Raw genomic sequence first — 19,187 nt, forward strand, 5'->3', positions numbered from 1 at the left:
CAACGGATAAAGGTACGATATGGTTTCCACTCACATCGGTTTTCCGGCTGAAACAGTGACGGTCTTTGTTGCTCTGTCGGTCGGCGCCATCTTTATTGACCTGTTCATGCACCGACATGACAAGCCAATTTCCCTCAAAAGCGCAGCCTTATGGTCCGTTTTCTGGGTTGTTGTCGCGATGGCATTTGCCGGTTTCCTTTTTGTGCATCACGGAGCCGAGGTTGCCAGCCTGTTTGTCACGGGTTATGCCCTTGAGAAGGTGCTGTCAGTTGATAACCTGTTTGTCATGATGGCGATTTTCTCATGGTTCTCAGTTCCGGACCGTTACCGTCACCGGGTTCTGTACTGGGGGATCATTGGCGCTATCGTATTCCGGGGGATTTTCGTTGCGATCGGTACCGGTCTGCTTAGCCTTGGCCCTTATGTCGAGCTGATCTTTGCCGTTGTTGTTGCCTGGACTGCGGTCATGATGCTCAAAGGCGGTGGGGATGATGACGAAATTGAGGATTATTCTCAGCACCTTGCTTATCGTCTGGTTAAACGTTTCTTCCCGATTTGGCCGAAACTGTCCGGACATGCATTCCTGCTGACCCAAAAAGAAGTGGATGCCGAACTGGCTAAACCAGAAAACAAAGACGTATCTGTAGGGCGACTGAAAAAGGCAGCGCTATACGCCACCCCATTGATGTTATGTGTGGCTGTAGTGGAACTCTCTGACGTGATGTTTGCCTTCGACTCTGTCCCGGCAATTATTGCAGTCAGTCGTGAGCCACTGATTGTGTATAGCGCCATGATGTTCGCAATACTGGGCCTGCGTACTCTGTATTTCGTACTGGAAGCCCTGAAACAGTATCTGTCCCAGCTGGAGAAAGCTGTTATCGTCCTGCTGTTCTTCATTGCGTTTAAGCTGGGTCTGAACGCTACCGATCACATCTGGCACCATGGTTACAGCCTGTCTGCGACCACCAGCCTGTATGTCGTACTGGGTGTACTGGCTCTTGGTATTCTGGCCAGTGTCATCTTTCCGGAAAAGCCGGAAGCTGAAAATAAAGAAAGCTGATCTCAGCTGATTAATGATTAACGAAAGAGGATAAATAGATGAGCGTTTCACTATCTAAAGGCGGCAACGTTTCCCTGAGCAAAACCGCGCCAAGCATGAAAAACGTCCTGGTTGGCCTTGGCTGGGATGCACGTTCTACGGACGGTCAGGACTTTGACCTCGATGCTTCCGCATTTCTGCTGGCAGCCAATGGCAAGGTTCGTGGCGATGCAGATTTCATTTTCTATAACAACCTGAAATCTGCTGATGGTTCCGTTACTCATACCGGTGATAACCGTACCGGTGAAGGTGATGGCGACGATGAATCCCTCAAAATCAAACTGGACGCGGTACCTGGGGATGTCGACAAAATTATTTTCGTTGTCACTATCCATGATGCTCAGGCTCGTCGCCAGAGCTTCGGTCAGGTTTCCGGCGCATTTATCCGTCTGGTGAATGATGACAATCAGACTGAAGTTGCTCGCTACGATCTGACAGAAGACGCTTCTACTGAAACTGCCATGCTGTTTGGGGAGCTGTATCGTCACAACGGAGAATGGAAATTCCGTGCGGTTGGCCAGGGTTATGCTGGTGGACTGGCTTCCGTGTGCGCTCAGTACGGCATCAACGCGTCCTGATAAAAAGTAACTTTCTTACCCAAATCATTCGGGGGTGATGCCCCCGATATCCACGACCCGATATCTACGATTAGCAGGAGCAAAAAATGGCTGTTTCTCTCGTTAAAGGCGGTAATGTTTCTCTGACTAAAGAAGCCCCGAGCATGAATGTTGCTCTGGTTGGCCTGGGCTGGGATGCACGCGTTACTGATGGTCAGGCATTTGATCTGGATGCATCAGTATTCCTTGTTGGCGAAAACGGTAAAGTGCTGTCCGATTCGCATTTCGTATTTTATAACAACACCACCAGCCCGGATGGCGCAGTACAGCATCAGGGTGACAACCGTACCGGTGAAGGCGACGGTGACGATGAGCAGGTCAAAATTGATCTGACAAAAGTGGCCGCAGACGTTAAGAAGCTCGTATTCGCAGTCACCATTCATGAAGCAGACAGCCGTAAGCAAAATTTCGGCATGGTCAGTAACAGCTTTATGCGTGTGGTGAACAACGATAATGGCGCCGAAATTGCACGCTTTGACCTGTCAGAAGATGCCTCTACTGAAACCGCAATGATTTTCGGTGAACTGTATCGCCATGGCGCGGAATGGAAGTTTAAGGCTGTAGGACAGGGCTTTGCTGGTGGCCTGGCTGCGCTGGCAACCCAGCACGGCATCAACATCTGATAAACCAGTAAAACCAAACCCCGGCCTGTCCGGGGTTTTTTCTACCCGCTGAGAGATCCCTTTACCCGGCAACAAGGAGCCTAAATGCAATTACAATCAGGGCAGAACATTCCGCTTCACACAGCTACACTGACTCTCCGGCTTGATTATCCCCCCAGTCCTGGATTTCACAGTCCCCCTGAGACTTGCCTGTTTATGCTGAATGCTGAGGGAAAAGTGACAGGCGATGCCGATTTTATCTTTTACAACAATCTCAGTGCTGCCGGTGGCAGTGTGAAACTCAACCCCGGTCACCAGCACGCAGTCGTTCATTTTGCGCTTGAGCAGATCCCGGATACGATTCAGAAGATTGCAATCACTATGGTGATAGATGGCAGTGATACGATAAGCGGCCTCGCGCAACTGAAACTTTCTGCTGAAAGTCAGGCCACCTTTTTTGTCGATCTCAATGGCCGCACAGAAAAGGCTGTAATTATGGGGGAAGTTTACCGATACCAGGGCAACTGGAAGCTCAGGGCGCTTGGGCAGGGATTTAATGGCGGGCTTGAGCCACTGGCAGTCAGCTATGGTGTGGACGTGGAACCTGCAGCAGAAGTTGTACCGCAACCAGCCCGGATCAGCCTTGAAAAGAAACTCGAAGGTAAAGCGCCTGCGCTTATCAGCCTGGCTAAGAAAGCCAGTATTTCACTGGCAAAACACAAACTGGATACCGTTGAAGCACGAGTCGCTTTTGTTCTCGATGCCTCAGGCTCTATGACCGGCCAGTTTAAAAAAGGACATGTACAGGCCGTTCTTGACCGTATAGCTGTCCTGTCTGTCCAGTTCGACGATGACGGCACGATGGATGTATGGGGCTTTGCTGAGCGTCACAAGAAATATCCTGACGTCACACTGGACAATCTTGACGGATACATTGCTGCCATTCAGAACACGGGTAAACGATCGGCCTGGGAAATCCTTCCCGGCCTTGGCGGGACGAACAATGAGCCGCCAGTCATGAATGAGGTTATCGATTATTTCAAGGAAAGCACCTTACCCGTTTTTGTCGTGTGCATTACAGATGGCGGGATCTGCAAAACACGAGAAATTAAAGAGGCCATCCGCCGCTCAGCCAACTATCCTGTCTTCTGGAAGTTCGTGGGACTGGGCGGATCAAATTATGGGATTCTGGAGAGGCTGGACACCTTTAGCGACCGTCGCGTAGACAACAGCAACTTTTTTGCGATCGATAATTTTGCCCACATTAAGGACGAAGAGTTGTATGAAAAACTTCTCGAAGAGTTCAAAGACTGGCTTGGACTGGCAAAAAAGGAAGGCATTATCTGACTCATCGCCCCGGTAAGGGGCGATAGGCCTGCTGCCATGACGACACCTTTTCAAAGTACGCAGAGCTAAACAGGGCTATACGCAGATGTGATCGCTGAAACCCAATTTCACCCAGTAATTTAGACCCAGGAACACATCGGCAGGGATGAAAAAAACCCGCTCGGAAAAGCGGGCTGAAAGTAGGTATTCCAATGGTAACAGGTTGAAGCATACCTAATAGTCCGAGCTACCGATTTACCAGGATGCACTCTTTTTTTCACCAGTTACAGTGGTTAAATGTAGAATATATGTTACTTTTATGTAAAGAAGAAATTACATAACGATAAAGGGCAATTTTTATCTGATGATTAGCTTACGACGGAAACCTTGATGGAAGTGACGCCAGTGAGGCTCAGTCGCTGCGGAAAGGAGTTCATAATCTCCCCGCGTATCACCCCATGCTCGAAGATGATAGTCAGTCAGAGGTCCATATTCTTTTTCAAGCCGGACAATTTTCTGTGAGCACCTGCAATTATGACCACTGATTCTGCCGGTCAGAATGCCGTCTTTTGTCTCTAATTGTGTACCAATCAGTTTGATCCTAAGTTTTTCGGCAAAGGGTCTGAGTACAATTTCCGGCGAGGCAGAACATAAGGTGACGATCGCGCCGGAAGTGACTTCATTCGCCACAGCAATCAAACCTGCCGGGCGCATGAGGCGATGCCAGTAGAGCTGACAGAATTCCTCTGCTTTAGAAGACACCCACTTTTCCTCAACACCAGTAAGAAAAGTTGTAATGAGCGTTTCTTTAAGCTCATCACGCGTCATCTGCTTACGCATACAGCGTAACGTGGGTAGAGCCATGCTGACGATACGTCGCGAAAACGCCCGATTGCCAAAGGCAAACCGCAGAAAAGGGATAAAGCTATCATGCCGCGTTAACGTACCGTCAAAATCAAATACAGAGAGCATGCGGGGCTGAATGACGTTCATCGTGATCTTATTCCGTTGGATAGTAGGTTACTTCTGCCAGCCGCTGCACTATACCACCAGGACGCGAATAACAGTAACCGCACGTAAGGTGCTGACATCCTGCTCGCGTCAAAATGAAGGGCAGGGGTCCAGGCACCTCCTGAGAAAAAAGTAACTTTTTCGTGATTGTTTGTTCTGTCAGATCTGATGCGACAACCCCAGACTCTGGATTGATGGAGGGCAGTATATTACTGTTCCTTCACAAGTAATGAGTTCTGATCTCTGTAAGCATACCTGTCGCATCCAGCACGCTGAAACAGTACCCCGGAACTGTCTGGTGTCAGGACAAGTCCACCTTGTGCAGCATGTACGTGGAGAAGCGTATCCCCACCCGACACATTCAGATGTAGTGCAGGCACGCCATGATTGATTTCCAGTAATAGACGGCTTTGTTGAATAAATCGAAATTTTGGTGAGTTGAAGGATCAGATCACGCATTATCCTGACTATACTGGCAGTTCCGTGGCAAAGCAAAAGTTCAAAATCACCAACTGGCGCAACTACAACAAGGCCCTGATTAATCGTGGCTCCATCACTTTCTGGCTTGATGATGAGGCGATTCAGGCCTGGTATGAGTCAGCAACGCCTGCATCGCGGGGACGACCTCAGCGCTATTCAGATCTTGCCATCACAACCATCCTGGTGATTAAACGCGTATTCCGGCTGACCCTGCGAGCCGCTCAGGGCTTTATTGATTCCATTTTCGCCCTGATGGATGTCCCGCTGCGCTGTCCGGATTACACCAGTGTCAGCAAGCGGGCAAAGTCGGTTAACGTCAGTTTCAAAACGCCCACCCGGGGTGAAATTTCGCATCTGGTGATTGATTCCACAGGGCTTAAAGTCTTCGGTGAAGGTGAGTGGAAAGTCAAAAAGCACGGCAAAGATCGCAGTCGTATCTGGCGGAAACTGCATCTGACTGTTGACGCGAGTAGGCATGAAATCATCTGCGCGGACCTGTCACTGAACAACGTCACGGATGCTGAAGCATCCCCGGGGCTTATCCGGCAGACCCACCGAAAAATCAGGTCAGTTGCTGCGGACGGCGCTTACGATACGCAGCGATGTCATGACGAACTGCCTCGCAAGAAAATCAGCGCGCTCATTCCTCCCCGAAAGGGAGCGGGATTCTTGCCTGGTGAGTATGCAGAGCGCAATCGTGCTGTTGCGAATCAGCGACTGAGCGGGAGCAATGCACGGTGGAAATGGACAACAGATTACAACCGTCAGTCGATAGCTGAAACGCCGATGTACAGGGTAAAGCAGTTGTTCGATGGTTCGCTGGCGTAGCGTGATTACGATGGTCAGGCTGCAGAGGCTTTGGCCATGGTGCGTGCGCTGAATAAAATGACAAATACAGGCATGCCAGATCTTCGGACCGGATTTACCTCGATAAAGGGCTGACCGGCTCAAACCGGCAACGGCCCGGACTTGATCAGGCGCTGGCCGCTGTGCGCAGCGGTGATACGCTGGTTGTTCTGTTCCCAAGCTTGACCGGCTGGCGCGGTCAGTTCCTGACGCACGAGAGATAGCGGATGCACTACAGTCCAGAGGCGTGAAGCTGGCGCTGGGAGCCAGCCTCTACGATCCGGCAGATCCTATGGGGCCCAGCGGAAGCGAAGCTACAAAATGCGACATTTGACGTCTATCATAACGGCGGGCTCTGTTGAACCCACCGTAAGTCGTTATCTAAAATTACAGGTGCGTTTTAAACCATTCTGTCTGAATGCTGATAACCTGCTTAAAGTGCTCTCCTGCATAAATGTCGTAATGGCGGGCACTGCTTTCCTCATATAGCCTTTTTTCTTTGGCCCCCACCGCGTCAAATAAGGCCCGTCCCTGCTCCGGTGGATTAACCGTATCCTGACCAGCAATAACGATCAGGGTCGGGCACATCACCTGTGAGGCATTCAATGCGGGTTTGTACAGAAGAGTTTCGCGCACCGTAAGAAACGGTATTTTAATGTCCATCTTTGGGTACTGCGTTCTGTTTTCTTCGAAAAATGATTTTGATTCTGCATCGCTCAGTACCCGGTTGACACCCACGAACATTTCTTTACCTGTGTTCTTCTGCTTTTCAGCCATCTTGTCCAGGGTTGAAAGAAAAGCTTCTTTCTCTTCATTATTCATATTCCCGGTGACTATCTCTTCACCGTCTGCAAAAGCCAGCTGGCTGACAATACATTTGATTCCCGGGTCTCTGACCGCCGCACCAAATACGTGGCATCCCCCAAATGATGTTCCCCACAGGCCAATACGCTGCGCATCAAGGGAGGGCTGTTCTCTTGCCCAGTTAACAACAGAGATAATATCGTCAATTTGCATAGCAGGAACCAAGCGGCCGCGTTCGCCGTCACTGTCCCCGAAACCACGATAATCAAACGTGATGGTGGAAAATCCGGCGCGGGTAAATGCTTCAGCAAAATCAGGTAGCAGAATTTCTCTGATACCACAGAAGCCATGGCACAAAATGATCACCGGGCTTTTTGTACTGTCGGAGGGAGAGCGAAGCGTCAGAACGATGCCGTCAGACAGTTTTTGTGTTGAAATTTCCATCAATATATATGTCCTTTTATCAAGTTAGTCATTAAAAGCAAAATTAATCCTCTGGAATCTTTTCTTCCTGCAATGCATGGTTAAGGTTTCGATAGCAGACGCTGTTTCACGATATTTTTTCACCAGAAAGGTTCCCGGCATCCGCGTTTCCGGCTGCTTTCCTTACGCGAAGAATGGTCTGCCGTGTAGTGCTAAACTCACGGGCAATAGACCAATACTTACTCCAGCGTTAAGACGTTCCAGCACCACCTGCTGCTGTACCCCATTGAGTGACGAAGGACGCCCGAAGCGTTTTCCCGAAGCCCTGGCTCTTGCAATCCCTGAATGTGTACGCTCAATCAGCAGGTCTTTCTCAAACTCAGCGACGGCCGAAATCACCTGCATGGTCATCCTGCCGGCCGCGCTGGTGAGGTCCACGCCGCCCAGCGCGAGACAGTGTACGCGAATACCGGACGCTGCTAGTTGTTCCACCGTTTTCCTAACGTCCATAGCATTTCGTCCAAGACGATCCAGTTTAGTGACAATCAGCACGTCACCATTTTCCATTCTGTCGAGCAGACGGGTAAATCCAGGCCGCTCACTGGCAGCAACCGAACCACTGATGTGCTCCTCAATCAGTCTCTGGGATTTGACGGTAAAACCAGCAGCTTCTATTTCCCTGCGCTGGTTTTCCGTGTTCTGCTCCAGTGTAGAAACACGGCAGTAGGCAAAAACGCGTGACATGATGAAAATTTCCGTCCGAAAAGGATGTACGAATCATAATGCATATCCGAAAGTAATTTCACTTACTTTCGGACAGTATTAAGACCCTGTGTACGAAACCGAACGGTTCTGGGCACCATCAGGCTGCCAGCGCCAGCCGTTGATCCATGTTCAGCTCGATACGTCCATACGGATTAACATGGTGGTATATCAATGGGGTCAGACCACGCCAGTCTTCTTCTGTCATTCTCTGCTGCCAGGCCGGCTCTGTCAGCACATTTTGAATCAACAGGGTATTGATATAGACCAGGCTGATTTGCAACAGGTGCAAAGAGAGCATCGACAGTTCCTGATCCGCAGGCCGGTTGCTGGTAAATTCTCCGTGTTCGCCATAAAAAATAAAATTATTGGCGCTGTTCCAGTTTTCCACGACGTTGAGACCCGCATTAATTTCGCAACGCAGTGACTCATCGTGTAAATAACGGCAGAGGAAGATGGTCTTAATCGCTTTGCCCAGCTCCGCGAGTGCCTTATAGGTTGGATGCTGAATGTTATTGCGGGTGAATCGTCGTAATATGGCCTCGGGTTCTGCCGTTCCGGTTTTAAGTGCCGCTGTATATTTGATTATCTCGTCATACTGTTGTGCAATAAGCTCCCAGTCGATCCCCCGGGTTAAAATCGGCGTAAGATGCGGGTACAACGATGTATCTTCCTTTTCACACACATACAGTTTCTGTCGGGCGATCGCTTTCAGGCGCGGCAATAGATCGAACCCCAGCACATCACTGAACGCAAAGGCCACCTCACTTTGTCCGTGGCTGTCCACATACTGGTGGTTAATTTCCATGTCGGTACAGTGACGCAGAACACCTTCCATCATGGCGGCCACCTCCGATGAGGAACAGCGGCGCAATTGTGAATAAATACAGGTGGAATGCGTATCCACATGCCAGTAAATCATCACGCCGCGCCCGCCATAGCGAGCATGCCATTCTGTCATCAGATTCTGATCATAAGCACCAAACTTTCGGGAGTCCGCCGCACAGGATGTCGTCGCATTCCCCCAGATAGCGGGCTGACGAATTCTGAAAATACCATTCACAATATGTGAAATCGCTGAGCGCAAAGCATCTTTCTGAATAAACCGCCGTTTAACGTAACGCAATTCATCATAACTGACGCGGGGTTGCTGGCTGGCGATACGTTTCAGCCCTACATTCGTTCCGAGGCCAAACAGACATAACAACAGGCGGCGTTGTAATACCTCAGGCTCCAGCACTTCCCGACTGGCCGATGTGCGAAATAACCACGAGAAATGTTCCCGTAAATCCACCTCCTTGAGTATGTCTATCAACTCCAGATCGGCCCAGCGCTGGCCAATCTCCTGCTTCAGCGCTGCGGTGTTGGGCGGCTCCGTTTGTTTATCCAGCGGCGTCAGGTGGATACGATTTTTCCCCTGTTCCCTGATGCGAAGTCTGGGATTATCCGGCAGGCCATTATCCAGCGTACCGAGCCACTGGCGCATCCTGTCTTTGATTTGATTAATAAAGGTTGTCGCATCAGTGGGTGCCTGCAACAGGGAATAATAATATGCGCGGTTAGTGGCAAAATCGGCAGGGAGATCTTCTGCCGGATCACGATAGCGATCCGCGCCGGTGACCCAGATTTCTTTGTTGCGCAGACTTTTGCGTAAAGCCCGTAATACACAAATTTCATAGTTGGTACGATTAATACGCTCTTCACCGGACTGGCTCTGTACGATGACAACATCCCGCCATTTTTTCTGAATAATACCGTCAACAGGCACATCACCCACCGCATAGAAATGCTGATTGCTGGTCCTGTTTTCCTTAATAATCTGGATAGCATCAATCACGGGCCGATAGAGGGCATTGCCGGACTGAAACTCAAGCCGGTCCAGTACCGGCATCAACATCCTGCGATAGTGGTTACCGTAAGAAGAACGCATGGATTCATGTACTTCCTGCTCAGTATTCACCCCTAGAGTTTTGAATTCATCGACCAGATTTTGCAGCATTTTCTGTGAGACAACAGGATAGACAACTTCCTTTATGACACCGTCTGGCTGGTCAACGGTAGCCTCGGCCATGCGGAATAGCAGACGCGCCTTGCCCCTGACCTTTTTAAACGCCGCAAACTGCTTTTTATCGACCTTTTTTTCAGCACGGGTACCGAGATTATGGATCAGCACCATCAACATCTCAATCAACGCATCGGTCAGTTGCTGGCGGCGACGCCAGCAAAACATAGCTACCATGCTGTAACGGATCGCTGAAGGGTGGCGACGAAGCTCCCTGATCGATTCACTGGCACACCGTTGTTGAAACTGGACGATGAATTTAGGAGATATGCCCTGAAAAATATTCGGCAGTAGCGCAACACCATCAAGGCATTTTAGTTGGGCGATGACGGAAAGGACATTCTCCAGACTGGGCCTTCCCGGGTCAGCTTTGAGGCCGCTGAATGTGACTTCGTTTACCTGGGCAGCGCCCGGTTCTTCGGCAGACAGTAGATGATTGATGGCAACCTTACTGTCGAGTGAAAGTCGGGTAAATATGGTGTTTTGTTGCTTTGTTTCGAACTGGTGTACAGCTGAACGTATAATCCGCTCCAGGTGCTCGGTGGCTGGCCGTTCAATCAGCTGTTCCTGACACCAGTCAGTAACAAGTTCACTGCCATGTACGGCCTGCGGATTTAACGGGAGGATAAATTCGGTTAACCAGGCGCTGAGTCGTGCGATATCAGCTTTACTGGGGAGTCTGACACCCAGATAGCGACGAATATGTTGTCGGTGTCGGTGTCGGTGTCGCTGAGCCTGCCGTCCCTGAAACGGATAGTTTTCAGGGGATACGGAAGCGCATCCGACCTGCTCAGCGATGGTGTGCACAATGCCGGAAGGGAAATCGTGTACAGAGTCGGGATAATGGCCCTGAACCTGTCGGAATTTTAGTTGAAGGGCAAATCCCAGACGCCCCGTATCGGTCATCCCCGGTAGCAGGGAAAGCTCGTCAGCAAGCAAATGCCACTCGTCCCTGTCATCAAAAGCCTTCTCCTGTAACAACATCCCAACTCCCTGAATCATCAATGGGTAACCGCTATGGTAACCATTTCACAGGTGAGTAATTTTTATTCAGATCCAGTTCAAAAAAGTCAGATGCCGCATTTTGCAGCTTCGCTCCCACTAGGCCCAAAAGTGGTGAACGGGCAGCGTCAGAGGGGATGACCACGACTGAGGGCAGCAGTGAAAGCAACGGTTCTGCTCCCGTAGTATCGAAGGAGAAATAGCCACAGAGAATATTGGCCACTTCGCCATCACCTCCAAAACTGAGACTATTACCTGAACATTCAGCAAAGATATCTTCGCACCATTGTGTTGGAGTAGAAGGGTTATCTACCAGAGAAAAAAGGGTCTCAGGCTTCACCAGGAACCCATCTCCTTGCTGCAGTTCAATGGAGTTTTCAACGCCTTCCACTATAAGCATTCCATGTCCAGAAACCATGAATCCAAAGCGAATTGAAGCACTTCTTACAAAGCTTATCCCCCACGGGGCATGCGGTAAAAGGCGTGAATAAAGTGCGCTTTTGAGACGCATAGCAGCAAATACATCATCGAGAGGATCCATTTTTTCCCTCTTTCATGGACGGTTAGTCAGTAATAATGTCTTTTCAGACATTCTACATCCAGTAAAAAAATTTTAAGGTAGCGACGTACTCAACAAAACCAAAGAGAGCAATATGCATAGCTATCGACTTGAGAGTTTCGGAAGTTTACAAGGACTGAAGTTAATTGAGGAACAGCAGCCAGTCCCCGGGCGTAATCAGGTTCTGATAAAGGTCCGCGCCTGTAGTCTTAATTATCGTGATCTGGCCATTCTGTACGGAACAGGCACATTAACCCCTAAAGCCGGGCTGATCCCTTTATCGGACGGGGCTGGTGAGGTCGTGGCTACAGGCGATTCTGTGGGCCTGTTTAAAAAGGGGGATCGGGTTGTGGGAACCTTCTTTCCTCACTGGTTTGGTGGAGCACGGGATGCCGCTGCAGGGAGAGGAACTTATGGCACTCAGGCCGATGGATGGTTAACCTCATACAAAGTGGTTGATGAAGAGTCTCTGGTTTCTGTACCTGATTACCTGAGCTGGGAACAGGCTGCCACTCTCCCTTGCGCAGCAGTTACAGCATGGAACAGCCTTCAACAGTCGCGGTCTGTATTACCGGGAGAGACTGTGCTTACCCAGGGCACAGGTGGAGTCTCACTGTTTGCGGTGCAGTTCGCCAAAATCATGGGGGCACGCGTTATTGCGTTAACGTCAAATGATGTAAAAGCACAGCTATTGTCGGCGCTTGGTGCCGATCATGTCATCAATTACCGACATTATCCTGAATGGTCAGTAAAAGTCCGGGAACTGACACAAGGCAGGGGGGTTGACCGTATTGTGGAAATTGGCGGGCCGGGAACCTTAAATCAGTCTTTACTCTCCGCAGCGCCGGGAGGGGAAATTGCTCTGCTGGGCTTTGTTGCACAGGGAAGTGCATCAGTCGATTTTATGACTTTGTTCAAAAGTGGCGCAACTGTAAGACCTTTCAGTGTTGGCAGCCGCGAGGATTTTGTCGCTATGAATCGGGCGCTGGTAAAAAGTCAGCTTCAGCCGGTTATAGACAGGGTATTCGAGTTTGAACATGCTGTTGAAGCATGGCGATATTTTGAAAGCCAGCAACATACTGGCAAAGTGGTCATCACGATGAATTGAAGCAGAAAGAGCCCTGATGCCCACTAAAGGCCGGGGCTTATGCCATAAGAGCAGACAGGTTTGTTCGTCGATGATGATTTCCTGCAGTTAAACGCCTCACCTCGATATTGTCTGCGTTTTACGAACTTCCGTTTTTCACTCATAGCGGACTGCGCTCACTTACTGCTGTGAGCGTTACCTTGAGTTTAATGCCAGCCAGGTATAGTCAGGTTGACAGTACTTGTTTCAGACCTTCGTCATTAAAAACGGTTCCGGTCTTCAGGACGCCATAACACCAGTGCACCAGTTTCCGCATCAGCGCGCCAATGGCTACCATTTTAGGTTTACCCCGCAGGCACATCTCATCGTAAATATTACGCATTCGCTTATTGTAGATTTTTCCGCACAGGGCGGACATGTAAAGCCTCGCTCTCAACTGAGGGGGGCCGATTTTCGACATCCGCGGTCGGCTCCGGACCGATGTGCCTGAGCGTTTCTCGATCGGCACCACGCCCAGAAAGGCGGCAGCCTGCTCAGCTGATGCAAAGTTATGGCTGCGAAGCTCGACCAGCATATGCATCCCCAACTGGGGACCAACCGATTTAATTGAGTTCAGCAGTGTATAATCACGCCTCAGTGCAGGGCTGGCTTTGATATGTGCTTTAATCTGCCGCTCGATATTACTTACCTCCTCGCGCAGAAGCTGCGCCATACGCCTGCAGGAACTGATAATATCTGCAGGTGTGTCTGTCGACAGGTATTTTTCCAGCCTGTTCTCCTCACGCAGGGCATCACCCAGCAGAACATCACGCCGTCGCAGGAGTGCAGCGAGATATCTGATTTCGGGGGACGGCGGCTCCCAGTGGTGTGGCTTCTTAAGGAATGCGTAACAGGCAAGCATATACGCATCCACCTTATCCGTCTTTGTCATTATTCCCATGCCGCGTGCAAACTCCCGACTGCGGTGAGGGTTGGCCAGAGAAACCCGGAAACCGGCATCATGTAACTCAGTGGCCAGCCGTTCGTGATAAACACCGGTAGCTTCCATCACAACATGAACATCCTCAGGACCGCAGTGCTGGAGCCTGAGCCAGCGAAGAATATTTTCAACTGAATGTCTGTTATTTTGGATGTTACGGGTTTTTATGCGTCCTTTGATACCGTCATACAGTATGCAAAGATCAAGGGTGTTTTTACTTACGTCAATGCCGACTGGAAACATGGTCAAACTCCTCTCACATAAACCGTCACGCCTGTTCGCCTTGTACATACGGAGTCGAGCTCCCGGTAACCGTTCAACCTGATGTGCTGGCGTGAAAGGTGAAGCGGAGGGCCATATGCTGCAAATCAAGGTTCAGCGGTGCTGGCTTTTCTGACCTTAAGTGAAGGGGGCGGCTCACTCAGCTTCAGTGGTGGTAGCTAATCACCACAAACTGTTAGATACAAGGGTGAAGGGATAGGTAGGTGATCCCTTTCTATCCCTCACTGGTATCGGCAGCTAACCCTCATTTCAACCGACCCACATTAACTGAAAACGAAAGCCTTTTCTTTAAATCCTCAGGAAGTCTCAGTATGCTCATGAATACCATTATTTGTTTGTGGTGAGCAATCCCGATGTTTGTTGGTTGCAGACACTCGCCGTGAGAAAAGAGTAAGAAATATCCCGGCAACTAACGGTATAATAAAGAGCATTGATTGAGTTGAAATTGCATATCCATATACATAGCTTTCCAGGCTTACCGCAATCAGAGGAAAAATAAGGAATACAAGTGAAGCCTGAAAGGCACTGGCCTTTTGCTGAAGTGCAAAGTAGCACAATATCCCAAAAACCCCGGCAAAAGCACCGAGATACAGGGTAGCTAATATTGAGTGTGCTGAGAAGGCTGACACCAGTGGTCTTTCGAAGAACCATCCTGCCGCAGAAAGTAACAATCCTGCCAGAAAGCACGGGAGCGCATTAAACGTTATAACAGAGACAGCACAGCTTCTTTTCTTGCATTGAGTATATATTATGGCATGGATGATTACGGCTGAAACAAGCGCAATGATTCCCTGCCATTGGGTCTCTGTGCTTGTTTTCGTTTCTTCGAGAAGAATGCCCGCCAGTGCCACTATTGCGATAGTTAAACCCGCAATCTGCATTGAGTTTGTTTTTTCATTCAAAAACAAAACTGATGCAATCAAAACAGCCACAGGCATGTTTGAAAATATAATGGAGGCAAGCCCGGAGCTGACATATGTTTCACCATAAATCATTAATGAGAAAGGAATGGCAAAATAAAAAATACAAATTACAAGCTGGAACAAGCGTTGTCCGCGTGGAAATAAAAGCGGTGTTTTTCTTAACCATGCAATGCCGATTAAGAATGGAGCTGCAAACATAAACCTCATCCCGGTTGCAAACACCGGAGGGATAGTTTCAGCGGCTATCCGCATAGCCAGCCATGTGGTCCCCCAGGTCAGTGAAACCAGCAGGAATAATACCAATATCGTCACTCTGCGCATAAGATACTCCCAGTAAAAGAAATTAATTTAACTTTTTAACGGGAGAAAAATATTGTTTTCTTCACTTTTATTTTATACTTTTAGAGAAAAATATTCTCCATCAGAAGGGGCGGTTATGCTGGATAAGAAAGATAAGGAGCTGCTCAGGCTGTTACAACATGACTGTACACTGTGTCTACAGGACCTGGCAGCGGCTGTCGATTTAACGCCGAATCCTTGCTGGAAGCGCATAAAACGTCTTGAAGATGAGGGGATCATCACTGGTCGGGTTGCTCTGTTGAGTAAGGATAAGCTTAACTTGTCGCTTACAGCCTTCGTGATGATAAAAACACAAAACCACAGCCATGACTGGTATAAACATTTCGTTTCGCAGGTCAATAGTATGCCAGAAGTGATGACTTTTTTCCGTACCACGGGAGAATATGATTATCTTCTTCAGGTAGTGGTTTCAGATATGAAGGGTTACGATAGTTTTTACAAAAAGCTGGTCAGCTCAGTAAGCGGATTGAGTGATGTAACATCCAGTTTTTCCATGGAGGAAATAAAATACACCACTCAACTTCCATTACCTAGTTAATGGTTTCGCAATTAATTGTCAGTCTCCATAAAACGACCGTTTTATGGACTCACTGTAGTGCTGATCATCAATCAAACGCTGTGTCTGACATTCGGTCAAAGCAAGCTGATGAGCAGCATCGCGACGACGCATGCGCTTTTCAATAACTGACTGAATGATGTTGATCCGACTGAGTTCTTTGTCTGTCATAGTCACCAACATAAGATCGCGGTCCTGTGCTGAGCAAAATGAAGGCTTAGCGTACACGACGCGTGTGAATTGTGCTGAGACGACAATAACGCTTTGTGTACCGGCATATCATTCTCGGCCAGACCTTCGGCACGTCAGTGCTCTCCCGCGACGAGCTGCGCTTTATGCTGGTTCATACCAGGGAGGCCTTCCTGCGCGGGCATAACAGGCTGGCAACCCTGCCGGCCCTGGGCACGCTGCTCGACATCACCCGTGACCTGCTGGCCTGGCAGGTGGAGCATGACCGTCCGGTGGATGACCACTACCTGAAGGGGATCTTCCGCCTGGCCGGCGAAAACTGGATGGAAGAGTTTGACCGGTTCCGGGCAGCGCTGCGCCCGGTCGTGGATCAGATGTATGCCGAGCATCTTTTGCGTCCGCTGGAGAGCGACTGTTTTGAGCTGGCTGACATTCCCGACGCTAACCTGTCTGAAATTTTCACCCTGCCGCGGCTGAAGACCATATTCCCTCTGGTCCTGCGCGGGCTGGGCTGGACAGAACAGAAGGCCACCGCTCTGGCGCAGGAGCTGCGCCCGGTTATTTCTGCCGTAACGGAAACCATCGGGGCCGGCACCCTGCGCCTTGATATCCGCATTGACGGCCAGCCCCCCGGAGAACGCCCGGGGGCCTGGTACACCACGCCCCGTCTGCACCTGCTGATCACCGGCCAGGACTTCGTGGTGCCGTACGGCTGGGAGGCGTTCTACGAACTGCTGGGCCTGTTCACGCTGTATTCCCGCCATCCGGAAGCCCTGGCGCACGGTCACCAAGGGGCGCGTGTGATGTTCTCCCCGCCCGGGCATGTATCAAAAGAGGGATTTTTCGGTATCGACGGCCTGCGGATTTTTTTACCGGCGGAGGCCTTTGAGACGCTGGTCCGGGAGCTTACCACGCGATGTGCGGAAGGTACGCTGGCGGAGGCCCTGACCGGGCTGCGCGGCCTTTACGGAGATCTGTAATATGAAAATACTGAGGCAACTGTGGAACCAGAAAGGGCTTGATGCGGCAGTTGAGAATGTACCTGAGGATCGATATGGCTTCAGAAATATTGCAGAAAATATCTCCCGATCCATTCTTTCCCTTCCACAGGAAGCTTCAAATGTGATCGGAATTGAAGGAGCATGGGGCTCAGGTAAAACAAGCCTTCTGAATCTGATACTGAAAAGTCTTTTTCAGCACAAGGATGGACACACGCATGTACTGCATGTTTCCCCATGGCTGAGTGGCAGTGATCCGGTTGAAGCGCTCTTTCTTCCTGTTGCCACGGTTATTCAGCAGGAAATGGAAAAACGCTATCCTCCGAAGGGCTTCAAAAAGTTCTGGCGTAAATATCTGTTGTCACCAGAAGCTCAGAAAGTGATTGAGTATGCTCAGGATACTTCATCGCGCGTTCTTCCGCTGGTTCAGTATATCGGGCAGTTTTCCAGCATCATTAACTGGATAGCAGGCGGGATAAAAGTATTTACCGAGAGTCGTCTCGCAGTTGATCAAAAAACGACAACAAAACTGCGGGCTGAAATTGCGAAACAACTGGTTACTCTGGATCTGAAATTCATCGTCGTTATGGATGACCTTGATCGACTTGAACCTTCCCAGATTGCTGAAGTGTTCAGACTGGTGAGGGCTGTAGCCGATCTGCCCCGCTTTACCCATATTCTCTGTTATGACAGGCAGATTATCACTCATGCCGTTGAGTATGCGCTGAATATAGAAGATGGCAGCCGTTACCTGCAGAAAATCATTCAGCTCAGTTTTAAATTACCCCGGCCTGAAGCCTTTGATTTACGCAATGAATTTCGCCAGCGGGCTGAGGCGCTGTATCAGCAAATTAATAATCAACCGCCAGACTCTGGAATGTCAGGGGATCTCGCCGCGGTGACGGATACGTATGGTGGCGCACTTTCGACGCCACGGGAGATCCATCAGGCGATTAATTCCCTGATTTTTCTGTATCCGGGGATGCGGGATTTTGTGTATTTCCCTGATTTGTGCCTACTCCAGCTTATCCGGGTGACAAACCCGGCCCTGTATGACTGGACAGAGCATTACCTGACAGAACGGTCCGTGATTGAAACCGGCCAGGGCATGCTTTCTGACCGAGAAAAGGCAGACTTCCGGGAGGAGCTTATAAGGTCTATGAAGACGTTCAGGGCATCCAATGCAGACTCGTTTCTGACGCTTGCAGACTGGCTCCCCGGTATCAGCGGACATGATGATGCACATCTGAATCTCTTTGAGCCCGTCAGTGAGGATTTTCGTCATATCCAGACGACCGGTAAACGACTCAGCAGTCTGACGCACTGGCGATATTATTATGCCTTCTCCTCACCCCAGAATGTTCTGCCCACTGATTTCTTTAATGAGCTTTTTAAGCAGGCAGGCGTACCGGAAAACCAGCAGCAGCTCTCTGAAAAGCTCCTTTCAAAAATCAACAGTGTGGGTAGTCTGTCCGGAACCTGGTTCGAACATATACTAAGCAGGCTGACACCGGGGCTGATTAAGGAACGTAATTTCGAAGAGTGTGCTGGGTTGATTCAGTTTTTCTTCGATCACACGGATGAGGTCAGCACTCGCTTCCGGATCCGTAACACATGGTTTTCCCTGCGTGAAACTGGCATTAATCAGGTTGTACGGCATCTGCTGAAGCATATGCAGAATATTGATGAGACCAGAACAGTCACGCAGATGGAAAAGCTGATTGTTACTGGCGCTTCGCCGTTCTGGATAGCCGATTTTATGCGGGATCTTATCTGGGAACACGGTCTTGCTCAAAATGCAGTACCTTCCCCTTCAGACGCTCTTTTCAGTCGCGATATTACGGAACGGTTGCGTGACAGATTTGCTGAACGCATGAGTCAGCCAGAACTTAAGCAACAACTTCTCCTGCGCCAGTCAATTCTCGGGTATCTCTACGCCTGGAGAGACATGAGTTCAGATGAAGCCGTGAAGCAATGGGTCAGAGAAGTAACTGCCACTGATGAAGGCCTCGTTAACCTGTTGATACGATTACAGACCAGTGTCTTCAGCTCTCACAGAGGGGCATATCGCCGGATTGCGCGTGACCAGGTCAGTCCGTTCTTTGATGACTGGTCAGCAGTCGAAGAGAAGCTGAAGGTTATGCTGTCCGGCAACGAGCTGACGCCGGAGCAGGAAGAACTCAAAAGTGCACTGGGAAATGACGACTGATCTGATAAAAA

14 protein-coding genes and 4 pseudogenes are annotated in these 19,187 nt (G+C 49.7%); 10 read left to right on the top strand and 8 right to left on the bottom strand.

Annotation, left to right across the window (positions count from 1 at the left end):
- The first annotated feature begins 19 nt into the window (after nucleotides 1-19).
- The 4 genes from terC (at nucleotide 20) to KB892_RS28345 (ending at nucleotide 3,665) form a co-directional block, all read left to right on the top strand.
- On the top strand, nucleotides 20-1,060 hold the full coding sequence (gene terC, locus KB892_RS28330; protein ID WP_004026607.1) for a tellurium resistance membrane protein TerC: 1,041 nt from the start codon (nucleotides 20-22) through the stop codon (nucleotides 1,058-1,060).
- 38 nt (nucleotides 1,061-1,098) lie between these two features.
- On the top strand, nucleotides 1,099-1,677 hold the full coding sequence (gene terD / locus KB892_RS28335; RefSeq protein ID WP_004026609.1) for a tellurium resistance membrane protein TerD: 579 nt from the start codon (nucleotides 1,099-1,101) through the stop codon (nucleotides 1,675-1,677).
- An 86-nt stretch (nucleotides 1,678-1,763) separates the two neighbouring features.
- Nucleotides 1,764-2,339: a tellurium resistance cAMP binding protein TerE gene (gene terE / locus KB892_RS28340; protein WP_000301240.1), complete on the top strand. Its 576-nt coding sequence runs from the start codon at nucleotides 1,764-1,766 to the stop codon at nucleotides 2,337-2,339.
- 84 nt (nucleotides 2,340-2,423) lie between these two features.
- Nucleotides 2,424-3,665, top strand: a complete 1,242-nt coding sequence (locus KB892_RS28345) for a VWA domain-containing protein (RefSeq protein ID WP_011251320.1) — start codon at nucleotides 2,424-2,426, stop codon at nucleotides 3,663-3,665.
- Nucleotides 3,666-4,001: 336 nt separating this feature from the next.
- Here the strand turns inward: KB892_RS28345 and KB892_RS28350 are convergent, their stop codons facing one another.
- Nucleotides 4,002-4,637 carry an HAD family hydrolase gene (locus tag KB892_RS28350; RefSeq protein ID WP_011251321.1) on the bottom strand — a complete coding sequence of 212 codons (636 nt, stop codon included), beginning with the start codon at nucleotides 4,635-4,637 and terminating at the stop codon, nucleotides 4,002-4,004.
- A 456-nt stretch (nucleotides 4,638-5,093) separates the two neighbouring features.
- Between KB892_RS28350 and KB892_RS28355 the strand changes: the two are divergent.
- A pseudogene (locus tag KB892_RS28355) lies at nucleotides 5,094-6,077 on the top strand (IS5 family transposase).
- Nucleotides 6,056-6,279 (top strand): annotated as a pseudogene (locus tag KB892_RS28360) (recombinase family protein); the annotation flags it as partial. The pseudogenes KB892_RS28355 and KB892_RS28360, both read left to right, overlap by 22 nt.
- A gap of 89 nt (nucleotides 6,280-6,368) precedes the next feature.
- Here KB892_RS28360 and uilS read toward each other — a convergent pair.
- The 4 genes and pseudogenes from uilS to KB892_RS28380 form a co-directional block, all read right to left on the bottom strand.
- Nucleotides 6,369-7,229: a UilS family quorum-quenching N-acyl-homoserine lactonase gene (gene uilS, locus KB892_RS28365; RefSeq protein ID WP_004144375.1), complete on the bottom strand. Its 861-nt coding sequence runs from the start codon at nucleotides 7,227-7,229 to the stop codon at nucleotides 6,369-6,371.
- 106 nt (nucleotides 7,230-7,335) lie between these two features.
- A pseudogene (locus tag KB892_RS28370) lies at nucleotides 7,336-7,952 on the bottom strand (recombinase family protein).
- 118 nt (nucleotides 7,953-8,070) lie between these two features.
- Nucleotides 8,071-11,034, bottom strand: a complete 2,964-nt coding sequence (locus KB892_RS28375; RefSeq protein WP_077274495.1) for a Tn3 family transposase — start codon at nucleotides 11,032-11,034, stop codon at nucleotides 8,071-8,073.
- 13 nt (nucleotides 11,035-11,047) lie between these two features.
- Nucleotides 11,048-11,575, bottom strand: coding sequence for a cupin domain-containing protein (locus KB892_RS28380; RefSeq protein ID WP_004210220.1), 528 nt, complete (start codon nucleotides 11,573-11,575; stop codon nucleotides 11,048-11,050).
- Nucleotides 11,576-11,687: 112 nt separating this feature from the next.
- On the opposite strand from KB892_RS28380, the gene KB892_RS28385 reads away from it, so the two are divergent.
- Nucleotides 11,688-12,701, top strand: coding sequence for a zinc-dependent alcohol dehydrogenase family protein (locus KB892_RS28385; RefSeq protein ID WP_004210218.1), 1,014 nt, complete (start codon nucleotides 11,688-11,690; stop codon nucleotides 12,699-12,701).
- A 205-nt stretch (nucleotides 12,702-12,906) separates the two neighbouring features.
- Here KB892_RS28385 and KB892_RS28390 read toward each other — a convergent pair whose 3' ends face one another.
- Together KB892_RS28390 and KB892_RS28395 are read right to left on the bottom strand one after the other, a co-directional pair.
- Nucleotides 12,907-13,902 (bottom strand): IS110 family RNA-guided transposase, encoded by a 996-nt coding sequence (locus KB892_RS28390; RefSeq protein ID WP_004225018.1) that lies wholly within the window; start codon nucleotides 13,900-13,902, stop codon nucleotides 12,907-12,909.
- A 335-nt stretch (nucleotides 13,903-14,237) separates the two neighbouring features.
- Nucleotides 14,238-15,185 carry a DMT family transporter gene (locus KB892_RS28395; RefSeq protein WP_004215186.1) on the bottom strand — a complete coding sequence of 316 codons (948 nt, stop codon included), beginning with the start codon at nucleotides 15,183-15,185 and terminating at the stop codon, nucleotides 14,238-14,240.
- 115 nt (nucleotides 15,186-15,300) lie between these two features.
- Between KB892_RS28395 and KB892_RS28400 the strand changes: the two genes are divergently transcribed.
- On the top strand, nucleotides 15,301-15,762 hold the full coding sequence (locus tag KB892_RS28400; RefSeq protein WP_004215188.1) for an Lrp/AsnC family transcriptional regulator: 462 nt from the start codon (nucleotides 15,301-15,303) through the stop codon (nucleotides 15,760-15,762).
- 18 nt (nucleotides 15,763-15,780) lie between these two features.
- On the opposite strand, the gene KB892_RS28405 is transcribed toward KB892_RS28400, so the two are convergent.
- A complete protein-coding gene (locus KB892_RS28405; protein WP_004225020.1) occupies nucleotides 15,781-15,963 on the bottom strand; it encodes a hypothetical protein in 183 nt (60 codons plus the stop codon).
- A gap of 77 nt (nucleotides 15,964-16,040) precedes the next feature.
- Here KB892_RS28405 and pifC point away from each other — a divergent pair.
- Nucleotides 16,041-16,949, top strand: a pseudogene (pifC, locus tag KB892_RS28410) (transcriptional repressor PifC); the annotation flags it as partial.
- A 1-nt stretch (nucleotide 16,950) separates the two neighbouring features.
- Nucleotides 16,951-19,176: a KAP family P-loop NTPase fold protein gene (locus KB892_RS28415; RefSeq protein ID WP_004215174.1), complete on the top strand. Its 2,226-nt coding sequence runs from the start codon at nucleotides 16,951-16,953 to the stop codon at nucleotides 19,174-19,176.
- The last annotated feature ends 11 nt before the right edge of the window (nucleotides 19,177-19,187 follow it).

It is taken from the genome of Klebsiella sp. P1927 (assembly GCF_018204675.1).
Classification (GTDB): Bacteria; Pseudomonadota; Gammaproteobacteria; order Enterobacterales; family Enterobacteriaceae; genus Klebsiella; species Klebsiella pneumoniae.

Bases quoted from the DNA above. Each gene is read 5' to 3' on its own strand.
- KB892_RS28345 (WP_011251320.1), top strand. From the start codon at position 2,424: ATGCAATTACAATCAGGGCAGAACATTCCGCTTCACACAGCTACACTG.
- KB892_RS28395 (WP_004215186.1), bottom strand. From the start codon at position 15,185: ATGCGCAGAGTGACGATATTGGTATTATTCCTGCTGGTTTCACTGACC.
- KB892_RS28385 (WP_004210218.1), top strand. From the start codon at position 11,688: ATGCATAGCTATCGACTTGAGAGTTTCGGAAGTTTACAAGGACTGAAG.
- terD (WP_004026609.1), top strand. From the start codon at position 1,099: ATGAGCGTTTCACTATCTAAAGGCGGCAACGTTTCCCTGAGCAAAACC.
- KB892_RS28350 (WP_011251321.1), bottom strand. From the start codon at position 4,637: ATGAACGTCATTCAGCCCCGCATGCTCTCTGTATTTGATTTTGACGGT.
- KB892_RS28380 (WP_004210220.1), bottom strand. From the start codon at position 11,575: ATGGATCCTCTCGATGATGTATTTGCTGCTATGCGTCTCAAAAGCGCA.
- KB892_RS28405 (WP_004225020.1), bottom strand. From the start codon at position 15,963: ATGTTGGTGACTATGACAGACAAAGAACTCAGTCGGATCAACATCATT.
- uilS (WP_004144375.1), bottom strand. From the start codon at position 7,229: ATGGAAATTTCAACACAAAAACTGTCTGACGGCATCGTTCTGACGCTT.
- KB892_RS28400 (WP_004215188.1), top strand. From the start codon at position 15,301: ATGCTGGATAAGAAAGATAAGGAGCTGCTCAGGCTGTTACAACATGAC.
- terE (WP_000301240.1), top strand. From the start codon at position 1,764: ATGGCTGTTTCTCTCGTTAAAGGCGGTAATGTTTCTCTGACTAAAGAA.
- KB892_RS28390 (WP_004225018.1), bottom strand. From the start codon at position 13,902: ATGTTTCCAGTCGGCATTGACGTAAGTAAAAACACCCTTGATCTTTGC.
- KB892_RS28415 (WP_004215174.1), top strand. From the start codon at position 16,951: ATGAAAATACTGAGGCAACTGTGGAACCAGAAAGGGCTTGATGCGGCA.
- KB892_RS28375 (WP_077274495.1), bottom strand. From the start codon at position 11,034: ATGATTCAGGGAGTTGGGATGTTGTTACAGGAGAAGGCTTTTGATGAC.
- terC (WP_004026607.1), top strand. From the start codon at position 20: ATGGTTTCCACTCACATCGGTTTTCCGGCTGAAACAGTGACGGTCTTT.